Origin of the sequence: Streptomyces sp. NPDC029526, assembly GCF_040637405.1 — a bacterium.
Classification (GTDB): domain Bacteria; phylum Actinomycetota; class Actinomycetes; order Streptomycetales; family Streptomycetaceae; genus Streptomyces.
The window spans coordinates 1146894-1165941 of record NZ_JBEZWE010000001.1 but is presented as its reverse complement, the minus strand read 5'-3'; the positions used below and the strand labels follow the sequence as shown (position 1 = coordinate 1165941).

Sequence of the window (19048 nt, the reverse complement as noted above, 5' to 3'; positions counted from 1 at the left end):
ACGGGGTTCAACGCACCGCCCGGCGCTCGGTCACCGCACGGCCGCGCACCCGCCCCGGCGCAACGGTTCCGGGCCCTGGCCGAACGGCACTGGTTGAATCCTGTGCAAAGCAGCTGTACGACGCACTAACCGTTGCGTCACGGGCGCCCGCTCGGGCATGCTCCGGGAAACCCGCCCGTCGGCGGGGCGAGGGCTGGGCCGTGGAGGAGTGCCGCCGTACCCTTGAGGGTATGGGGTGGGGAAGATGATTCCCGGACACAGCTCCGCCGCACCCCGTCGTCCCCCGTCAAAGGATCCCGACGCCGAGACAGCCATGGCCGGTCACGATTTCTTCGAACCCGCGGACCGCAAGCGACCGGTCGCCGACCCCACGGCGGCCGAGTCCCCGGCGGCCGACGAGGCGCGCCATCCGTGCGATCCCGCCTTCCGGCACGGCGTGGTGGTGGGCTTCGACGGCTCCACCTCCAGCGAGCGCGCCCTCGCCTACGCGATCGGCATGGCGCGGCGCCTGAGTTCCGGCCTGATCATCGTGCACGTCGCCAACCGGCTGCCCACCACGGTGTGGGCGGGGTGCGAACCGCCGGTCTTCGTGGACGTCCCGGACCACCGCACCGAGGTGCTCGGGCTCGAGCTCGCCTGCGCGGAGTACCTCGCCGAGGTGCCCTGGATCCTGGTGGAGCGCGGCGGGGACATCTGCCACGAACTGGAGGAAGTGGGGCAGGAGTACGAGGCCGACGCGATCGTCGTCGGCTCCACCCACGGGCTCGTGGGGCGGCTGTTCGGCTCCGTCGCCGGCCGCCTCGCCAAGCGCGCCCGGCGCCCGGTCGTCGTCATCCCCTGACACCCGGCTCCCCGCACCCGGCTCCCCGCACCGCAGCCGCACCCAGCACTGCGTACGTCTCCGCACGGTGCACGTCTGGGTACGTCCCGGCTGCCGCCGCCGGCCCTCCGGCTGCCCGCCGGCCGCCGACGGTGCGACCCCGCGGCTTGGAGACCGCGCCGACCTGCTGCCCCGCGGCCTTGCGGCCTTGAGGCCTTGCGGCCGTGCCGCCGTGTGGCCCTGCGTGCCGGTCGTCCTGCTCCCGGTGTCCGTCCGCTGACGCCTGCCACAGCGCCTGCCGCCCGTCCCGCTGCCCGTCCGTGACGCCTTGCCCGAGGGACCCCGCCGGTGTCCCCGCCGGCGGGGCCCGTACCCCGTGTTCTCCGCGGCCGTCGGGTCCCCGGCCCGCCCCGGTGCAAACCCGGGCCCGCCGCCCCGGCCGGGCCGGGCCGGTGCGGCAGCCCGGGCGGCACCCGAGACCGGGCGCCCCCGAGACGGATCGGCCCCGAGATGGATCGGCCCCGAGATGGATCGGCCCCGAGACGGATCGGCCCCGAAGCGGATTGCCTCCCAACCGATCGGCCCCCTCGCGCCGTGGGGCGGAGGGGGCCGGCCGTCCTACTCGACGGTGACCGACTTAGCGAGGTTGCGCGGCTTGTCGATGTCCCGGCCCAGGGCCAACGCCGTGTGGTAGGCGAGGAGTTGCAGCGGGATGCCCATGAGGATGGGGTCCAGCTCGTCCTCGTTCTTCGGCACCACGATCGTGTGGTCGGCCTTCTCCTGCTCCTGGTGGGCGACGGCGAGGATCTGGCCGCTGCGGGCCTTGATCTCCTCCATGGCCGCGCGGTTCTTCTCCAGCAGGTCGTCGTCCGGCACGATCGCGACCGTGGGCAGCGCCGGCTCGATCAGGGCCAGCGGGCCGTGCTTGAGCTCGGAGGCGGGGTAGGCCTCGGCGTGGATGTAGGAGACCTCCTTGAGCTTGAGGGACGCCTCGCGGGCCACCGGGTAGCCCCGGACCCGGCCGATGAAGAGCATCGAGCGGGCCTCGGCGTACTGCTGGGCCAGCTTCTCGATCTCCCCCTCCTGCTCCATGATCTCGGCGATCTGCTCCGGCAGCCGGCGCAGGCCCTCGATGATCCGCTTGCCGTCGCGCACCGACAGGTCACGGGTGCGGCCCAGGTGCAGGGCCAGCAGGGCGAACGCCACGGTGGTGTTGGTGAAGCACTTGGTGGACACCACGCACACCTCGGGGCCGGCGTGCACGTAGACGCCGCCGTCGGCCTCCCGGGCGATCGCGGAACCGACGACGTTGACCACGCCGAGCACCCGCGCGCCCTTGCGCTTGAGCTCCTGCACGGCCGCCAGCACGTCGTAGGTCTCGCCCGACTGGGAGACGGCGATGTACAGGGTGTCCGGGTCGACGACCGCGTCACGGTAGCGGAACTCGGAGGCCGGCTCGGCGTCGGCGGGGATGCGGGCCAGCTCCTCGATCATCTGGGCGCCGATCATGCCCGCGTGGTACGAGGTGCCGCAGCCGAGGATCTTCACCCGGCGGATCCGGCGGGCCTCGCGGGCGTCCAGGTTCAGGCCGCCCAGGCGCACGGTGGCGAAGCGGTCCTCGATCCGGCCGCGCAGCACCCGGTCCACGGCCTCGGCCTGCTCGTGGATCTCCTTGTGCATGTAGGTGTCGTGGCCGCCCATGTCGTAGGAGGCGGCCTCCCACTCCACGGTGGTCGGCTCGGCGGTGGTGCGGGTGCCCTCGGTGGTGTACGTGCGGAAGTCGTCCGCCTTGAGGGTGGCCATCTCGCCGTCGTCGAGGGTGACGATCTGCCGGGTGTGGGCGACCAGGGCGGCGATGTCGGAGGCGACGAACATCTCCTTCTCGCCGATGCCGAGCACGACCGGCGAGCCGTTGCGGGCCACGACGATGCGGTCGGGGAAGTCGGCGTGCAGCACGGCGATGCCGTAGGTGCCCTCGACGAGGCGCAGCGTGTCGCGGACCTTGTCCTCCAGCTCCACCGCCTGCGAGCGGGCGATGAGGTGGGTGAGGACCTCGGTGTCCGTCTCGGAGAGGAACTCGACCCCGTCGGCCTCCAGCTTGCGGCGCAGGTCGGCGGCGTTGTCGATGATGCCGTTGTGGACGACGGCGACCTTGCCCTCGGCGTCCAGGTGGGGGTGGGCGTTGACGTCGGACGGGGCGCCGTGGGTGGCCCAGCGGGTGTGGGCGATGCCGGTGGTGCCCTTGAAGCGCGCCGGTACCTTCGCCTCCAGGTCGCGGACCCGGCCCTTGGCCTTGACCATCTTCAGGCCGGACGCCTTGGGGGACGTGACCACGATGCCCGCCGAGTCGTAGCCCCGGTACTCCAGGCGCTGGAGGCCCTCCAGCAGCAGCGGCGCGACCTCGCGCCTCCCGATGTATCCGACAATTCCGCACATATGGGTTGTTCCTAGTCGTAGAGGTCGGAGGTGGACGATGCCGCAGGGTTCAGCCGTAGACGATGCGGCGCAGTTGCCGGAGCGAGAGCTCCGGCGGGGCCACCGCCCGGTGTCCGAGGTCCGCCGCGATCCGCTCGAAGATCGCCGCGTTGACCAGGCCCTGGGCCTGGAGCTCCCGGTGGCGGCGACGGACGAACTGCTCGGTCGTCTCGTCGAAGTAGGCGAGCACGTCCTGGACCACACGCAGCGCCTCGCCCCGGCTGAGGGGCGTGGACCGCGCCAGGTGGTCAACAAGTTCGTCGTGCACCCGACGATCCTGAAGTATGGCGGGGCCCTGCGCAAGAAATCTGCCCGATATCGGGCAGGACTGCGTCCGATTGGCCGTTGAGGGCCTACATCCGCTTGAGGATCGCCTGCTTCGCCAGGGCGAACTCCTCGTCCGTCAGCACCCCGGACCGGTGCAGCTCACCCAGCTCGCGCAGCCGGCGCAGCAGGGCGTCGTGCCCGTCCTCGGCCGGTGCGGCGGGGGCCGGGACGGCCGGTGCGGCGCCCGCGCCGGTCAGGGCCGGGACACCGTCCCGCTCCGTGCGGGCGCCCTCGGTGTCCCGGGCCGCCGGATGCGGCAGCCGGACCTGCACGGCGGCGGCGACCAGCGCCATCAGCGGGTCCTTCTTGAAGCCCCACAGCTCCACCGCGTTCGGGTCGTACTTGGCCGGCGTCTTGGTGGGGGCGTGGCGCACCACGAACCGGAGGTGGCCGTTCTCCAGTCCGGCCGCGGGCAGCCACTCCACGGCGGCTATGTCGGTGAGGGCGAGCGTGCGGGCCCCGGAGGCGGCCTTGGCGTCCTCGGTCTTCCAGTTCCACTCCAGGCGGACCTGCTCGCCGTCGAAGCTCACCGTGCCGTCTCCGGCGGACACCGACAGCGGCAGGGACGGCCCGGGCAGCAGGTAGGCGTCGACCGGGTCGGTGGGAACCCGGTCCAGCAGCAGGGCGTTGCGGACCTCTTCGGTGACGTACTCGGCGACGCCGTACCGGTCGGGTTCGACGACCAGCTGGTAGGGGTCGTGCGGCTCGGTCAGCCGGCCCCCGGACACCTGCAGCAGGGGGTCGGCACCGTCCCGCAGCCGCAGTCTGAGACGTCCCGCCTTCTTGCCGTGCTCGAACGAGATGCCCGCCAACGCCCGCAGTGGTACCTGAAGTTCACCGAGCGTGCGACGCAGCAGGCCGACGCTCTTGTCATGGCCGGGCGTCAGCCGCAGGGTCTCCCCGTCGAACGTCCAGGTGCCGTCCTTCTGGATGATTTCCACCATGGAGAGATTCTTTCACCCGAGCGGCGCCCCGGGCCCCGGCCCGGTGACGGGCACCCCGGAGGACCGTACTCCGGGGTGCCCGCCGGGCCGGTGGGGTCAGCGCCCCGCGAGCGGGTTCTCCAGGGTGCCGACCAGCTGGAGCGCGCCGGACGGATCCGCGAGGTCCACCATCTGCCGGTTGTTGCGCAGTTGCAGCCGGTTGAGGCAGGACAGCGCGAACTCGGGCGCGAACAGGTCGTACTGGGCGAACTTGTCGGCCAGTTCGGGCACCGACGCCTGGTAGGCGCGGGTGACCTCGGCGACCGTCCGCCAGAAGTCGTCCTCGCTGAGGATGCCCTCGGCGGCCAGGTCGGAGGCCAGGAACCGGAAGAAGCAGTCGAAGACGTCGGTGAAGACGGACAGCAGCTTCTGGTCCTCGGGGACCTCCACGCGGATCCGGGTCACCTCCGGCGGCAGCACCGCGTCCGGGTCCATCACCACGATCTCCTCGGCGATGTCCTTGTAGACCGCCCGCCGCACGACCCCGTCGCGCAGCACCAGGATCACGTTCTCGCCGTGCGGCATGAACGCCAGGTCGTAGGCGTAGAAGCAGTGCAGCAGCGGGGTGTAGTAGGCGTCCAGGTAGTGCCGCAGCCACTCGGCCGGGGCGAGTCCCGACCGCTCGATGAGGGCGCCCGCGAAGGAGGAGCCCTCGTGGTCCACGTGGACCAGGGACGCCATGGTGGCCAGTGACTCGCCCTCGCCCAGCGAGGCCACCGGGCTCTCCCGCCACAGCGCGGCCAGCATCTTGCGGTACGGCGAGGAGCGGTCCGTCGCCCGCTCGTACTCCAGGTGCCGGTACCCGACCGCGGCCCGCTCCCGGATGATCGACAGGCCCGTCGACCGCAGCACCGGGTCGCCCTCGATGAGCCGGGCCAGCCAGTCGTTGATGGCCGGGGTGGCCTCCATGTAGGCGGCGGACAGGCCGCGCATGAACCCCATGTTCAGCACCGACAGGGCCGTCTTCACGTAGTGCTTCTCGGGGTGCGAGGTGTTGAAGAAGGTCCGGATGGACTGCTGCGCCAGGTACTCGTCGTCGCCCTCCCCGAGGCACACCAGGTGACGGCGGGCGACCTCGGCGGCGAAGGTGACGGTGAGCTTGTTCCACCACTGCCAGGGGTGGACCGGGATCAGCAGGTAGTCGGCCGGGTCCAGGCCCTGCCCGCGCAGCACGCCCTCGAAGCGGGCCACGGTGCCGGCGCCCAGCTCTTGGCGGACGAACGACTCGTACTCGATGCCGACGCCCGCCGTGAACGCGGCCCGCGAGCGGTGCGCGGCCAGCCACACCAGCCTCACCGGGGCCGCCGCCTCCGGCGCGTACGCCCGGTACTCGTCGACGCCGAAGCCGAGCCGCCCGTTGTTGGCGACGAAGCAGGGGTGGCCCTCGGTCATGCCGGTCTCGATGGCCTGGAACCCGGCGCCGGCCAGCTCGGCCGAGGTGACCTGCGGCTTGGTCAGCTTGTAGCAGGTGCCGGAGAGGGTGGAGGAGATCTCCTCCAGGTACACCGGCAGCACCTCGTCGCTCAGCCCCAGCGACTTCTGCAGCTCGATGACGAGGTCCAGCGCCTCCAGCGGGAGTTCGGCCTCGCCCCGGTGCCGGGATATCGACCCGGCGTCCACCTGCCAGTGGTCCAGGGCCCGGCGGACGGCGGTGAAGCGGTACTCCGTCAGGCCGTCGTCGCTCCGCACGACGTAGCCGCCGTCGCCGGCGGCCTCGGGGGTGATGAGCCGCTCGTGCGCGAACTCGGCGAGCGCCTTGCGGACCAGCAGGCGGTTGGCCCGCGCCCACAGCTCGGGGGACAGGTGCGCCACGGCGTCGGACGGGGTCATGCGGTTGCTCCTCGGGCGGCCTCGAACTGCTCGCGCGTGCAGAAGCTCAGCAGCGCGCGCTTCTCCGGCTTGTCGATCTCACGCTCGGGGACGAAGCCGACGGCCTCGTTCAGCGCGTGCACGGCCTTGTTGCCGACGTCCGGCTCCACCACGACCCTGCGGGTGGCCGGGTCGGCGAACAGCTCCTCCATCACGGCGGTGATGACGGCCCGGGTGAACCCGTGCACCGGCCGGTCCGTGGGGGCGACCAGGAAGTGCATGCCGACGTCCCCCGGCTCGGGGTCGTACAGGCCGGTGAGTTCGACGTACCGGGGGTCGTAGCGCTCCATCAGGAACGCCGGTTCGCCGTCGTGCAGGCCCAGGTGGGCGTGGTGGTGCTGGTGGGCGGCGATGCGCAGGTACTCGCGCTCGACGTCCTGCCGGGTCGCGTCCTGCATCATCCAGAACGCGGCCTTGGGGTGCGTCACCCAGCCGTGCAGCAGCTCCGCGTCGCGCAGCGGGTCCAGCGGGCGGAAGGTGAAGGTGCCGATGGTCATACGGAGAACTCCTGGAACGCGATGGACTTCTCGACCGGGTAGACCTCGCGGCCCAGCAGCTCGCGGATGATGGAGCTGTTGCGGTACGGGCCCATCCCCAGGTCGGGGCTGGTCACGCTGTGCGTGTGCACCCCGGCGTTCTGCAGGAACACGCCGCGGCCGGTCACGTCGATGGCGTAGTTGCGGGCCACGTCGAAGCGGCCGTGGCCGTCCAGCCGCAGCCGGTCGCGGACGGGTTCCAGGAAGGCGGGCGGCTCGTAGTGGTAGCCGGTGGCCAGCACCAGGCCCTCGGTGCGGATCTCGAAGTCCTTGTCCTGCTCGTCCTGGTGGAAGCCGAGCGTGTAGCCGCCGTCCTGGTAACGCGCCGAGACCAGCGAGGAGTTGGTGAGCAGGCGGGTGGGGACGCCCCGGCCGCGGCTCTCCACGTTCTTCTGGTACAGCAGGTCGAAGATCGCGTCGACGAGCTCGGAGTTGATGCCCTTGAAGAGGCCCTTCTGCTGCTTCTCCAGCCGGTAGCGGGTCTCCTCCGGCAGCGCGCGGAAGTAGTCGATGTAGTCCGGGGAGGTCATCTCCAGGGTCAGCTTGGTGTACTCCAGCGGGAAGAACCGCGGGGAGCGGGTGACCCAGTTGAGCCGGTAGCCGTGCTCGTCGATCCCGGACAGCAGCTCGTGGTAGATCTCGGCGGCGCTCTGCCCGCTGCCGACGATCGTGATCGACTCCTTGTCGAACAGCTCGTCCCGCCGGTGCACGTACTGCGCGTTGTGGAACAGGCCGCCCTCCAGCCCGCGGCACGGCTCGGGCACGTACGGGACGGTGCCGGTGCCCAGCACCAGGTGCCGTGCCCGGTAGGTGTCCCCGGCGCCGGTGCGGACCGCGTACACCCCGTCGGCCTCCTCGTAGGTCACCTCGGTGACCGTGGTGCCGAAGCGGATGCTGCTCAGCTGCGCGGCGGCCCAGCGGCAGTAGTCGTCGTACTCCACGCGCAGCGGGTAGAAGTTCTCCCGGATGTAGAACGAGTACAGCCGGCCCTTCTCCTTCAGGTAGTTGAGGAAGGAGTACGGGGACGTCGGGTCCGCGAGCGTGACCAGGTCCGACATGAACGGCGTCTGCAGGTGGGCGCCGTCGAGGAACATCCCGGCGTGCCACTCGAAGTCCGGCTTGGACTCCAGGAACACCCCGTTCAGTTCGCCGATCGGCTCGGTGAGGCAGGCCAGGCCCAGGTTGAAGGGGCCCAGCCCGATCCCCACGAAGTCGTGGACGGTGCCGGTGGTGGCTTCGGCGTCAGGAAGCGCGGTCAAGGGACTCTCCCAGGTACTGCTCGGCGTGGCCGGCGATCAGGTCGAGGACGGCGGTGATGTCGGCCGTCGTGGTCTCGGGGTTCAGCAGGGTGAACTTCAGGTAGTGCCGCCCGGCGACCTTGGTGCCGGCGACGACGGCGTCCCCGGAGGCGAACAGCGCTTTGCGGGCGTAGAGGTTGGCCCGGTCGATCTCGGCCGGGTCGGTGACGGCGGCCGGGACGTAGCGGAAGACGAGGGTGGACAGCGAGGGTTCGACGACCACGTCGTAGCGGGGGTCGGCGTCGAGCAGCTTCCAGCCCTCGGCGGCCAGGTCGCAGACCTCGTCGAACAGGGCGCCGATGCCGTCGGCGCCCATCACCCGCAGCGTCATCCACAGCTTGAGCGCGTCGAAGCGGCGGGTGGTCTGCAGGGACTTGTCGACCTGGTTGGGGATCCGCTCGGTCACCGTCCGGCGCGGATTGAGGTATTCCGCGTGGTAGGTGGCGTGCCGCAGGGTGGCCGCGTCGCGCACCAGCACGGCGGACGAACTGACCGGCTGGAAGAAGGACTTGTGGTAGTCCACGGTCACCGAGTCGGCGCACTCGATGCCCGCCAGGCGGTCCCGGTTCCTCAGCGAGGTGAGCAGGCCGCAGCCGTAGGCGGCGTCCACGTGCAGCCACGTGCCGTACCGCTCGCACAGCTCGGCGATCTCCGGCAGCGGGTCGATGGAGCCGAAGTCGGTGGTGCCCGCGGTGGCGACGACCGCCATCGGGACCAGGCCCTCGGCGGCGCAGCGCTCCAACTCCCGGGCCAGGGCGACGGTCTGCAGGCGCTTGTCCTGGTCCACGGGGAGGGACACCACCGCGTCCGGTCCGAGGCCCAGCAGCTTCGCGGACTTCTGCACGCTGAAGTGGCTGACCTCGGAGGTGAAGACGCGCAGCCGCGCGGGGGCGTCGGTCTTGGCCTCCTCGCGGGCCAGCAGCAGCGCCTGGAGGTTGGACTGGGTGCCGCCGGAGGTGAACACCCCGTCGGCGGCGGGCCCCAGACCGATGCGGGCGGCGGTCCAGTCGATCAGCTTGCGCTCGATCAGGGTGCCGCCGGCGGACTGGTCCCAGGTGTCCAGCGAGGAGTTGAGGGCGGAGATCACCGCCTCGCCGAGCACGGCCGGGATGACGACCGGGCAGTTGAGGTGGGCGAGGTAGCGGGGGTGGTGGAAGTAGACGGCGTCCCGGAGGTAGACGTCCTCCAGTTCGTCGAGCGCGGCCGTGGTGTCGAGCAGGGGGCGGTCGAGGTCGATCCGCTCGATGAGGGGGGAGAGGTTGTCGGCCGTGACGCCGGTGAACGGCCGTTCGGTGGCGGCCAGTCTGGCGGCCACCCGCTCGACTCCTAGGGTGACGGACCTGCGGTACTGCTCCGCGGTGGTGTCGTTGAGCAGGTGCGAGCGCATGTGGGGGTCCTCCGGTGGGGACGGTCCGGTGCGTGGGAAGAGCGGGCCGGGGCACGGTACGGCGCGGGTCGGGGAGCGGTCCGGGGCGGCGCACGGCGCGAGGCCGAAGCGCGACTTAGGTTAGCCTAACCTCAGGCTGTTGGGGACCTTCGGGTGTCCATCGTGACCGCGGTCACGGCCGAAGGGCCGGTTCCGCACCAACTGCGTCCAGAATCCGCCCTGTTCGCGCGCCGGCCCCTCGGTCGTCCCGTACCGCCGGTACGCCGCGGACGTCACGCGGCGCCGGTCGTGCCGCGTCGCCCGGCGCGGTGCCGCCGCGGGCGCTGCACACCGCCGGCTCACCGGCGGCCCTGCGGAGGCCCGTTCCGTGCGGAGGTGTGTGGCGCGGCGGACGCCGTCCAGCGTCGACGGGGAACGGGGTTGGCCGGCACGGGGTTCGGCGCGCGGGGCGTCCGGTCTCCCGGGGCGCGCCAGGCCCCCGGGAGCGTCCTGGCCCGGAGGCGGGCGTCCAGTCCACCGGGCGGGCGTCCTGGCCCGGAGGCGGGCGTCCAGTCCACCGGGGGCGTCCTGGCCCGGAGGCGGGTCGTCCCGCCCGATCCGGCTGATCTCGGCCTCGGCCCGGTCCCGGCCGGGGTGCCAGGTGCCTTACGTCCACCACGTCACGGGCGTACGGCACGTCGAGCCAGGCGCGGCCCGGGGGGCCCGGCCGGCAGTGGCTCAGGGATCCGTCACCGCGGGCGGCGCGGTCCCGTCCCGTCGGCCCGCAGCGGCACCGCAGCGGTGTCCTCGGGCGGCCGGCAGTGGAGGCAGTGGAGGGCGCCGTCGTCGGCGACGGTGGGCCCGAGGAGCGCCCGGTCCCCGGGCGCGGCGAGCGCGGCCGGGGACCGGGCTCCGGGCGGTGCTCCGGGCGGTGCGCCGGGCGGTGCGGAGGTCCGCACCCGGGACGGGCCGAGCCGCCTCGTCCGTACCTCCCGCGGGGCGGAGAGGCGGGACGGGGCGGCTGCGGCAGGGGGCACGGGGGCGGCCTCGCGGGCGGGTGCGGGGCGGGGGCGCTCCGGACGTGGGGTCAGCTGACCTTCTTGGCCTTCTCGATGGCCTCGGCGAGACGCTCCACGATTGGCACGCACTTGTCGTACGACAGGATCGGCTCGGCGGCGCGCGGGATGACCTGGCCGGCCTTGACGGCGGGCAGCTTCTTCCAGGTCGCCTCGGTGATGTCGGCGGGCTGGATGGCCGAGGTGCGGTCGTCCATCATGATGATGTCGGCCGGGTACTTGTCGACGTTCTCCCAGCTCAGGCTCTCGAACCAGCCGCCGCCCTCGGCCTTGGCCTTCTCCGGCGGCTCGACGAAGTCCACGCCGAGGGCCTTGAAGTACTCCAGGTCGATGGAGAGGTTGGTGCCGGAGACGTAGAAGATCTCCTGGCTCGCGGAGCCGGCCATCACCTTGATGCCGGGGTTCGCCTTGACGGCCTTGCGCAGCCGCTCCGAGGCCGCCTCGAAGCGCTTCTTGGCGTCGGTCGCCTTCGCCGCCTTCATGTCGCCGCCGAGCGACTCGGCCAGCTCCCACATGCGCTCGAGCGGGCCGGTCAGCTGACGGTCGTAGACGGAGATGCCGACGCTCGGGGCCAGCTTGGCGATCTTGTCCTTGGACGCCTCGGGGACGTACCAGAGGGTGCCGGTGTCGTCGAACATCGTGGAGATGAGCACGTCGGGCGCCAGGGTCGCGTACTTCTCGACGTTGAACTGGTCCCAGACGTTGCCCAGGATGGTCACCTTGCTGATGTCCATGTCGCCGGCCTGGACGTCGGCCTTGCCGTCCTTGGTCTCGGTCGGGCCGAACACGCCCTTGACCTGGATGCCGTAGTCGTACAGCGCGGCGGCGACACCGGTGAACGCGACGATGTTCGCGGGCACCTTGTCCAGCTTCACCGTGGTGCCGCGGTCGTCCTTGAAGCTCCAGGGGCCGGACCCGGTGTCCTTCTTCGACTCCGAGCCGCCGCTTTTCGCGTCGTCGTTCCCACAGGCCGCGAGCACGGCGCCGAGTCCGAGGACACCGCCGGCGGTGAGCAGTCCGCGACGGGAGAGGCGGGCGGTTGTGGAATGCGACATGGGGCGGTCTGCTTTCGTGCGTACGGGAGCCGGAGGGTGCGCGATCGCGGGCCCCCGGGCCGGAAACAGCCTTAGGTTAGCCTAACCTCAGAGCTTGTCCAGGGGGCCGCCGGATGCATCCCCCCGCAGGAACCCGGACATGCCGTCCCGGTACCGTGATCCCGGTCACGCCGAGGGGGAGACGATGGACGCGATACGCCGATGGGGCCCGCCCGTGGCCGTGCACCTGATCCTCGGCGTGGTGGCTCTGGTGCCGCTGTGGCTGTCGATGATGTTCCTGGTGAGCCACCCGCTGGCCGCATGGGGCCTGACGTCCCGCGAACCCACCGACAATGACGGCGCGTTGCCCTGGCTGGTGCTCCTCGTGCCGGTGTGGGCCGTCTTCCTGGCCCTGTGGCTGCCCCTCGGCTCCCTCGCCCGCGGGACCGTCAAGGGGGTCTCCCGATGCCGCTACTGGGCCGTCGGCGCGGCCCTGGTGCTCACCCCCATGGTGTTCCTGACGACGCTGTTCTACGTCGTCGAGGGCTGAACACGGCGGTGAGCACGGCGGTAATCACGGCGGTGAGCACAGCGGCGGGCAGGTCGGAGGTCGGCGGGCGGGCCGTGGTGGACCGCCCGCCGGACCGGCGGAAGGGCGGGGATCAGCCCGTCAGCCCCAACTCCCGCGCGATGAGCATCCGCTGCACCTCGCTCGTGCCCTCGCCGATCTCCAGGATCTTCGAGTCGCGCCACATCCGCGCCACCGGGTACTCGTTCATGAAGCCGTACCCGCCGTGGATCTGCGTGGCCTCCCGGGCGTTGTCCACCGCGACCGTCGAGGAGTACAGCTTCGCCAGCGCCGCCTCCTTCTTGAACGGATCCCCGGCGACCAGCCGGCTCGCCGCGTCCCGCCACGCCAGCCGGGCCGTGTGGGCCTTCATCTCCATGTCCGCGATCTTGAACTGGATCGCCTGGTTGGCGCCGATCGGCCGGCCGAAGGCGTGCCGCTCCTTGGCGTACTTCACCGACTCGTCCACGCAGCCCTGCGCCAGGCCCGTGCCCAGCGCCGCGATGGCGATCCGGCCCTCGTCGAGGATCCGCAGGAACTGCGCGTAGCCGCGCCCCTCCTCGCCCAGCAGGTTCGCCGCCGGGACCCGCACGTCCTGGAAGGACAGCTCCCGGGTGTCCGAGGCGTTCCAGCCGACCTTCGAGTACGGGGCGGCCACCGTGAAGCCCGGGGTGCCCGACGGGACGATGATCGCCGAGATCAGCGGCTTGCCGTCCGGCTTGCGGCCGGTGACCGCGGTGACCGTCACCAGACCCGTGATGTCGGTGCCCGAGTTGGTGATGAAGCACTTGGTGCCGTTGATCACCCACTCGTTCGTCGCCTCGTCCAGCCGCGCCGTGGTGCGGGTCGCGCCCGCGTCGCTGCCGCCGTCCGGCTCGGTCAGCCCGAACGCGCCCAGTATCTCGCCCGAGCACAGGCGCGGCAGCCAGGTCCGCTTCTGCTCCTCGGTGCCGAACAGGTGCAGCGGCATCGCGCCCAGCGACACCCCCGCCTCCAGCGTGATGGCCACCGACGAGTCCACCCGGGCCAGTTCCTCCAGGGCCACCCCGAGCGCGAAGTAGTCGCCGCCCATGCCGCCGTACTCCTCCGGGAACGGCAGGCCGAACAGGCCCATGCGGCCCATCTCCCGCACGATCTCGTACGGGAACTCGTGCCGCTCGTAGAAGTCGCCGATCTTCGGCGCCACCACGTCGTGCGCGAACTCCTCCACGGTGCGGCGGAGTTCTTCCAGTTCGGGGGAGAGCTTGTGGTCCATGGTCGTCACTGCTCCTGGTGGGAGAGGGCTCGTACGGTGCGGGACGGGCTGGGTCGGCCCAGGTGTCCGGCCATCCACGCGCTGGTGGCGACGAGGCGGCCGAGGTCGACGCCGGTGTCGATGCCGAGACCGCGCAGCATCCACACCAGGTCTTCGGTGGCGAGGTTTCCGGTGGCGGACTTCGCGTACGGGCAGCCGCCGAGCCCGCCGGCCGAGGCGTCCACGGTGGTGACGCCGTGCCGCAGCGCGGTCAGGGTGTTGGACAGGGCCTGGCCGTAGGTGTCGTGGAAGTGCACGCCCACCACGCCGACCGGCACGCCCTCGGCTGCCAGGGCGTCGAGCAGCGCGCTCACATGGCCCGGGGTCGCCACGCCGATGGTGTCGCCGAGGCTGAGTTCGTCGCAGCCCATGTCCAGCAGGGCCCGGCAGACCCGGACCACCTGCCCGACCTCGACCGCGCCCTCCCAGGGGTCGCCGAAGCACATCGACAGATAGCCCCGCACGTGCACGTCGTCCGCCTTGGCCCGCCGGACCACCGGCTCGAACATGGCGAGCGCCTCGTCCAGCGAGCGGTTGAGGTTGGCGCGGGCGAAGGACTCCGTGGCACTGGCGAACACCGCCACCCGGCGGGCGCCGAGCGCCAGCGCGCGGTCCAGCCCGCGCTCGTTGGGCACCAGCACGGGCAGATCCACGGCGAGGTCGCTCACCCGCGGGAACAGCTCCTCGGCGTCCGCCAGCTGGGGGACCCACTTGGGGTGCACGAAGCTGGTCGCCTCGATCGTGGTCAGGCCCGCCCCGGCGAGGCGGCGGATGAACTCCGCCTTCACCTCCACCGGGACGACGCCCTGCTCGTTCTGGAGCCCGTCGCGGGCGCCCACCTCGTGGATGCGGACCCGGGCGGGCAGGCCCTCGGCCGGTACGGCCATCGGCAGCCCCAGGTCGTGCGCGTTCATGCCGTCTCCTCCTCCGCCGGGGCGATGACCGCCAGCACCTGGTCCATGGCGACCGTGGTGCCGGGGGCCACGTCCAGCTCGGTGACCGTGCCCGCGTGCGGGGCGGAGACGACGTGCTCCATCTTCATGGCCTCCACCACCAGCAGGCTCTGACCGGCGTCCACGGTGTCGCCGACGGCGACCTTCACCACCGTCACCGTGCCCGGCATGGGCGCGGTCAGCGAGTCGGCGCCGGCCCGGCCGGCCCGGCTGAGGGACTCCTCGACCGGGTCGTGGTCCCGCACCTGCCAGGCGTCGCCGTCCCGGCCCAGCCAGGTGCCGTCCGGCAGCGCGGCGAAGGTGTGGGTGACGCCGTCCAGCGCGAAGGTGAACCCGCTGCTGTCCAGCACGCCCGCGGAGCCCCGCACGGGGGCGTCGGCGCCCGGCAGCAGCAGTTCCGTGCCGCCGTCGGCCGTCTCGCGGACCCGCACGGTCACCGGGTCGCGGCCCGGGACGCGCAGGTGGTGCGCGGCCCACGCCCGCCGCCCGCCCAGCCGCCAGCCGCTCGTGGCGGCGAACGGGTCGGCCCAACCGGAGCCGTCCGCCGGGGCCGCGAGGGCGCGCTGCCGCAGCAGGGCCGCCGCCGCGTACGCCTCGGCCGGCACCTCGTCCGTCACCAGTGCGCCCGCCTCGCGCTCCACCAGCCCGGTGTCCAGGTCGCCGGCCACCACCGCGGGGTGCGCGAGCAGCCGCCGCAGGAACCCGGCGTTGGTCTGCACGCCCAGGGTGACCGTCCGGGCCAGGGCCGCCCGCAGGGTGCGCAGCGCGCTCGCCCGGTCCGGGCCGTAGGCGATCACCTTGGACAGCATCGGGTCGTACAGGCTGCCGACCTCGGTGCCCTCACCGAGCCCGGAATCGGTGCGCACGCCGTCGCCCTGCGGCTCGTGGAGCGAGAGCACCGTGCCGCCGGAGGGCAGGAAGCCGCGGGCCGGGTCCTCGGCGCAGATCCGGGCCTCCACCGCGTGGCCGGTGAGCCGGACGCCGTCCTGCCCGAACGCCAGCGGTTCGCCCGCCGCCACCCGCAGCTGCCACTCGACCAGGTCCAGGCCGGTGATCAGCTCGGTGACCGGGTGCTCCACCTGGAGGCGGGTGTTCATCTCCATGAAGTAGTAGGAGGCCGGGTCGTCGCCCGGGACGATGAACTCCACCGTGCCCGCGCCCCGGTAGCCGCAGGAGCGGGCCGCCTGGACGGCCGCCTCGCCCATCGCCGCGCGGGTCTTCTCGTCGAGGAGCACACTGGGCGCCTCCTCGATGATCTTCTGGTGGCGGCGCTGGAGGGAGCACTCGCGCTCGCCCAGGTGCACCACGTTCCCGTGGCCGTCCGCCAGCACCTGGATCTCGATGTGCCGGGGGCGGTCGATCCACCGCTCCACCAGCAGCGTGTCGTCACCGAAGGAGGCGCGGGCCTCGCGGCGGGCGGCGGCGATCTCCTCGGCCAGCCGCTCCTCGTCCCGCACCCGGCGCATGCCCTTGCCGCCACCGCCCGCCGACGGCTTCAGCAGCACCGGCATGCCGATCCCGCGGGCCGCCTCCACGAGCTGTGCGTCGCTCAGGCCGCTGCCACTGGACCCGGGCACCACCGGCACCCCGGCCGCCTTCACCGTCTCCTTGGCGCGGATCTTGTCGCCCATCAGGGAGATCGCCTCGGCCGGCGGGCCGACGAACACCAGGCCGGCCTCGGCGCAGGCCCGCGCGAAGGCGGCGTTCTCGGCGAGGAAGCCGTACCCCGGGTGCACCGCCTGCGCGCCGGTGCGGGCGGCGGCCTCCAGCAGCCGCTCCACCGACAGGTAGCTCTCCGCCGCCGGCGCCGCTCCGATCCGGACGGCCGTGTCGGCCTCCCGCACGTGCCGGGCGTCGGCGTCCGCGTCGGAGTACACCGCCACCGCGCGCACGCCCATCGCCCGCAGGGTGCGGATGACGCGGACCGCGATCTCGCCCCGGTTGGCCACCAGGACCGTGTCGAACATCCGCGGCGCCGTCCCGCCCGCGGCCGGGTCTGTCGTCAGAGCTGTCATCGTCATCGGTCCCCTCACATCCGGAAGACGCCGAACTGAGGGTCACTCAGTGGCGCGTTGGCGCACGCGGTCAGGGCCAGGCCCAGGACCTGCCGGGTCTCCATCGGGTCGATCACCCCGTCGTCCCACAGCCGGGCCGTCGCGTAGTAGGCGTTGCCCTGCTGCTCGTACTGGGCGCGGATCGGGGCCTTGAAGGCGTCCTCCTCCTCGGCCGACCACTCCTCGCCGCGGCCCTCCAGCTGGTCCCGCTTGACGGTGGCCAGCACCGAGGCGGCCTGCTCGCCGCCCATCACCGAGATCTTGGCGTTGGGCCACATCCACAGGAAGCGGGGCGAGTACGCCCGGCCGCACATCGAGTAGTTGCCCGCGCCGTACGACCCGCCGACCACCACCGTCAGCTTCGGCACCCGCGTGCACGCGACCGCCGTGACCATCTTGGCGCCGTGCTTGGCGATGCCGCCCGCCTCGTAGTCCCGGCCGACCATGAAGCCGGAGATGTTCTGCAGGAACACCAGCGGGATCCCGCGCTGGTCGCACAGCTCGATGAAGTGGGCGCCCTTCTGGGCGGACTCGGAGAACAGGATGCCGTTGTTGGCGACGATCCCCACCGGGTGGCCGTGGATCCGGGCGAAGCCGGTCACCAGGGTCTGCCCGAACTCCGCCTTGAACTCCGCGAACCGGGAGCCGTCCACCACCCGCGCGATGATCTCCCGCACGTCGTAGGGGGTGCGGGAGTCCACCGGCACCGCCCCGTACAGGCCCGCCGGGTCCACCTTCGGCTCCACCGGCGCCCCGACGCTCCACGGCAGCGGGCCGCGCGCGGGCAGCGTGGAGACGATGGTGCGCACCGTCCGCAGCGCGTGCGCGTCGTCCTCCGCGAGGTGGTCCGTCACGCCGGACACCCGGGAGTGCACCTCGCCGCCGCCCAGCTCCTCCGCCGTGACGACCTCACCGGTGGCCGCCTTCACCAGCGGCGGGCCGCCGAGGAAGATCGTGCCCTGGTTGCGCACGATCACCGCCTCGTCGCTCATCGCCGGGACGTACGCCCCGCCCGCCGTGCAGGAGCCGAGCACCGCCGCGATCTGCGGGATCCCGGCGCCGGACATCCGGGCCTGGTTGTAGAAGATCCGCCCGAAGTGGTCCCGGTCGGGGAACACCTCGTCCTGCATCGGCAGGAACGCCCCGCCGGAGTCGACCAGGTAGACGCAGGGCAGGCGGTTGTCGAGCGCCACCTCCTGCGCCCGCAGGTGCTTCTTCACCGTCATCGGGTAGTACGTGCCGCCCTTGACGGTGGCGTCGTTGGCCACCACCACGCACTCACGGCCGCTGATCCTGCCGATGCCGGCGATCACCCCGGCGGCCGGGGCCTGCCCCTCGTACATCCCGTCGGCGGCCAGCGGGGCCAGCTCCAGGAAGGGCGAGCCGGGGTCGAGGAGCGTGTCCACGCGCTCACGCGGCAGCAGCTTGCCGCGCGCGGTGTGCCGCGCGCGGGCCCGCTCGCCGCCCCCGAGCTCGGCGGCGGCCAGCTTGGCGCGCAGCTCCGCCACGAGGGCGCGGTGCGCCTCCTCGTTGGCCCGAAAGGCCTCGGACGCGGGATCGGCCGCGCTGTGAAGCTCCGGTGCCTCATGCATCCTGCGGGTCCCCTCACCTTGTTAATGAGCGTTAACGCATTTCCCTCAGGTTAACGACCGCTAACCTCGCTGTCTAGAATCGTCCTCATGGCCACCAGAACCGACGCCCCGACCCGCCGCGAGCAGATCCTCAAGGAGGCCGCGCGGCTGTTCGCCGAGCGCGGTTTCCACGGCGTCGGGGTCGACGAGATAGGTGCCGCGGTCGGCATCAGCGGACCCGGGCTGTACCGCCACTTCCCGGGCAAGGACGCGATGCTCGCCGAGCTGCTGGTGGGGATCAGCGGCTCGCTGCTCACCGGCGCCGAGCGGCGCCTCGCGGAGGCCGACGGGGTGCCCGCCGAGGAGGTCCTCGACTCCCTCATCGAGGGGCACATCGACTTCGCGCTGGACGACCGCCCCCTGATCACCCTGCACGACCGCGAGCTGGACCGCCTGCGGGAGGCCGACCGCAAGCTGGTGCGCCGGCTCCAGCGCCGGTACGTGGAGCTGTGGGTGGGCGTGGTCCGGGCCCTCCACCCGGACCTCGGCGAGCCCGCCGCCCGGTCCGCCGTGCACTCGGTGTTCGGGCTGCTCAACTCCACCCCGCACCTCGGCCGCCCCGGCGCCCTGCCCGGCCGCGCGGCCACCGCCGCGCTCCTGCACCGCATGGCCCGCGGCGCCTTCGAGGCGGCGGGGGCGGGGGAGCCGGGGGAGTGAGGGGTCCGCGCACCCTTCCGGAACGTCCGCCCCGGACGCCCGGCGGGGCCCGCGCGTGACGAGCGTTACGCCCGCCCCGCTCTGGACGATCGCCGATACCCGCCGGT

15 protein-coding genes are annotated in these 19048 nt (G+C 72.4%); 3 read left to right on the top strand and 12 right to left on the bottom strand.

The annotated features are described in order from the left end of the window. The first annotated feature begins 313 nt into the window (after nucleotides 1-313). Nucleotides 314-841, top strand: a complete 528-nt coding sequence (locus tag AB0F01_RS05225) for a universal stress protein (protein WP_362090047.1) — start codon at nucleotides 314-316, stop codon at nucleotides 839-841. 597 nt (nucleotides 842-1438) lie between these two features. On the opposite strand, the gene glmS is transcribed toward AB0F01_RS05225, so the two are convergent. The 8 genes from glmS to AB0F01_RS05185 form a co-directional block, all read right to left on the bottom strand. After that, on the bottom strand, nucleotides 1439-3256 hold the full coding sequence (gene glmS, locus AB0F01_RS05220; protein WP_362090045.1) for a glutamine--fructose-6-phosphate transaminase (isomerizing): 1818 nt from the start codon (nucleotides 3254-3256) through the stop codon (nucleotides 1439-1441). Nucleotides 3257-3305: 49 nt separating this feature from the next. Continuing rightward, complete coding sequence (locus tag AB0F01_RS05215) at nucleotides 3306-3563, bottom strand: hypothetical protein (RefSeq protein WP_362090043.1); 258 nt, start codon at nucleotides 3561-3563, stop codon at nucleotides 3306-3308. An 85-nt stretch (nucleotides 3564-3648) separates the two neighbouring features. After that, nucleotides 3649-4566 (bottom strand): DUF4429 domain-containing protein, encoded by a 918-nt coding sequence (locus tag AB0F01_RS05210; protein ID WP_362090042.1) that lies wholly within the window; start codon nucleotides 4564-4566, stop codon nucleotides 3649-3651. A gap of 96 nt (nucleotides 4567-4662) precedes the next feature. Beyond that, nucleotides 4663-6435, bottom strand: a complete 1773-nt coding sequence (locus AB0F01_RS05205) for an IucA/IucC family siderophore biosynthesis protein (protein WP_362090040.1) — start codon at nucleotides 6433-6435, stop codon at nucleotides 4663-4665. Beyond that, on the bottom strand, nucleotides 6432-6971 hold the full coding sequence (locus tag AB0F01_RS05200) for a GNAT family N-acetyltransferase (RefSeq protein ID WP_362090038.1): 540 nt from the start codon (nucleotides 6969-6971) through the stop codon (nucleotides 6432-6434). Before AB0F01_RS05200 ends, AB0F01_RS05205 begins: the two co-directional genes overlap by 4 nt. Continuing rightward, nucleotides 6968-8269 (bottom strand): lysine N(6)-hydroxylase/L-ornithine N(5)-oxygenase family protein, encoded by a 1302-nt coding sequence (locus AB0F01_RS05195; protein ID WP_362090037.1) that lies wholly within the window; start codon nucleotides 8267-8269, stop codon nucleotides 6968-6970. The genes AB0F01_RS05200 and AB0F01_RS05195 overlap by 4 nt, the downstream gene beginning before the upstream one ends. After that, complete coding sequence (gene desA / locus AB0F01_RS05190) at nucleotides 8253-9695, bottom strand: lysine decarboxylase DesA (RefSeq protein ID WP_362090035.1); 1443 nt, start codon at nucleotides 9693-9695, stop codon at nucleotides 8253-8255. Before desA ends, AB0F01_RS05195 begins: the two co-directional genes overlap by 17 nt. A 1066-nt stretch (nucleotides 9696-10761) precedes the next feature. Continuing rightward, nucleotides 10762-11805, bottom strand: a complete 1044-nt coding sequence (locus AB0F01_RS05185; RefSeq protein WP_362090033.1) for an ABC transporter substrate-binding protein — start codon at nucleotides 11803-11805, stop codon at nucleotides 10762-10764. Between the two features lie 139 nt (nucleotides 11806-11944). Here AB0F01_RS05185 and AB0F01_RS05180 point away from each other — a divergent pair, with 139 nt between their 5' ends. Continuing rightward, nucleotides 11945-12334, top strand: coding sequence for a hypothetical protein (locus tag AB0F01_RS05180; RefSeq protein ID WP_362090031.1), 390 nt, complete (start codon nucleotides 11945-11947; stop codon nucleotides 12332-12334). A 112-nt stretch (nucleotides 12335-12446) separates the two neighbouring features. On the opposite strand, the gene AB0F01_RS05175 is transcribed toward AB0F01_RS05180, so the two are convergent. From AB0F01_RS05175 to AB0F01_RS05160, 4 genes are all read right to left on the bottom strand, one after another. Beyond that, nucleotides 12447-13607, bottom strand: coding sequence for an acyl-CoA dehydrogenase family protein (locus tag AB0F01_RS05175; protein ID WP_362090029.1), 1161 nt, complete (start codon nucleotides 13605-13607; stop codon nucleotides 12447-12449). Nucleotides 13608-13612: 5 nt separating this feature from the next. Beyond that, on the bottom strand, nucleotides 13613-14560 hold the full coding sequence (locus AB0F01_RS05170) for a hydroxymethylglutaryl-CoA lyase (protein WP_362090027.1): 948 nt from the start codon (nucleotides 14558-14560) through the stop codon (nucleotides 13613-13615). Continuing rightward, nucleotides 14557-16566, bottom strand: a complete 2010-nt coding sequence (locus tag AB0F01_RS05165) for an acetyl-CoA carboxylase biotin carboxylase subunit (protein WP_362090248.1) — start codon at nucleotides 16564-16566, stop codon at nucleotides 14557-14559. Before AB0F01_RS05165 ends, AB0F01_RS05170 begins: the two co-directional genes overlap by 4 nt. A 62-nt stretch (nucleotides 16567-16628) precedes the next feature. Beyond that, the gene (locus AB0F01_RS05160; protein ID WP_362090025.1) at nucleotides 16629-18245 is read right to left on the bottom strand and encodes a carboxyl transferase domain-containing protein; all 1617 of its coding nucleotides are present in this window, start codon (nucleotides 18243-18245) and stop codon (nucleotides 16629-16631) included. A gap of 87 nt (nucleotides 18246-18332) precedes the next feature. Between AB0F01_RS05160 and AB0F01_RS05155 the strand changes: the two genes are divergently transcribed. Next, nucleotides 18333-18941, top strand: a complete 609-nt coding sequence (locus AB0F01_RS05155; RefSeq protein WP_362090023.1) for a TetR/AcrR family transcriptional regulator — start codon at nucleotides 18333-18335, stop codon at nucleotides 18939-18941. Nucleotides 18942-19048 lie beyond the last annotated feature (107 nt).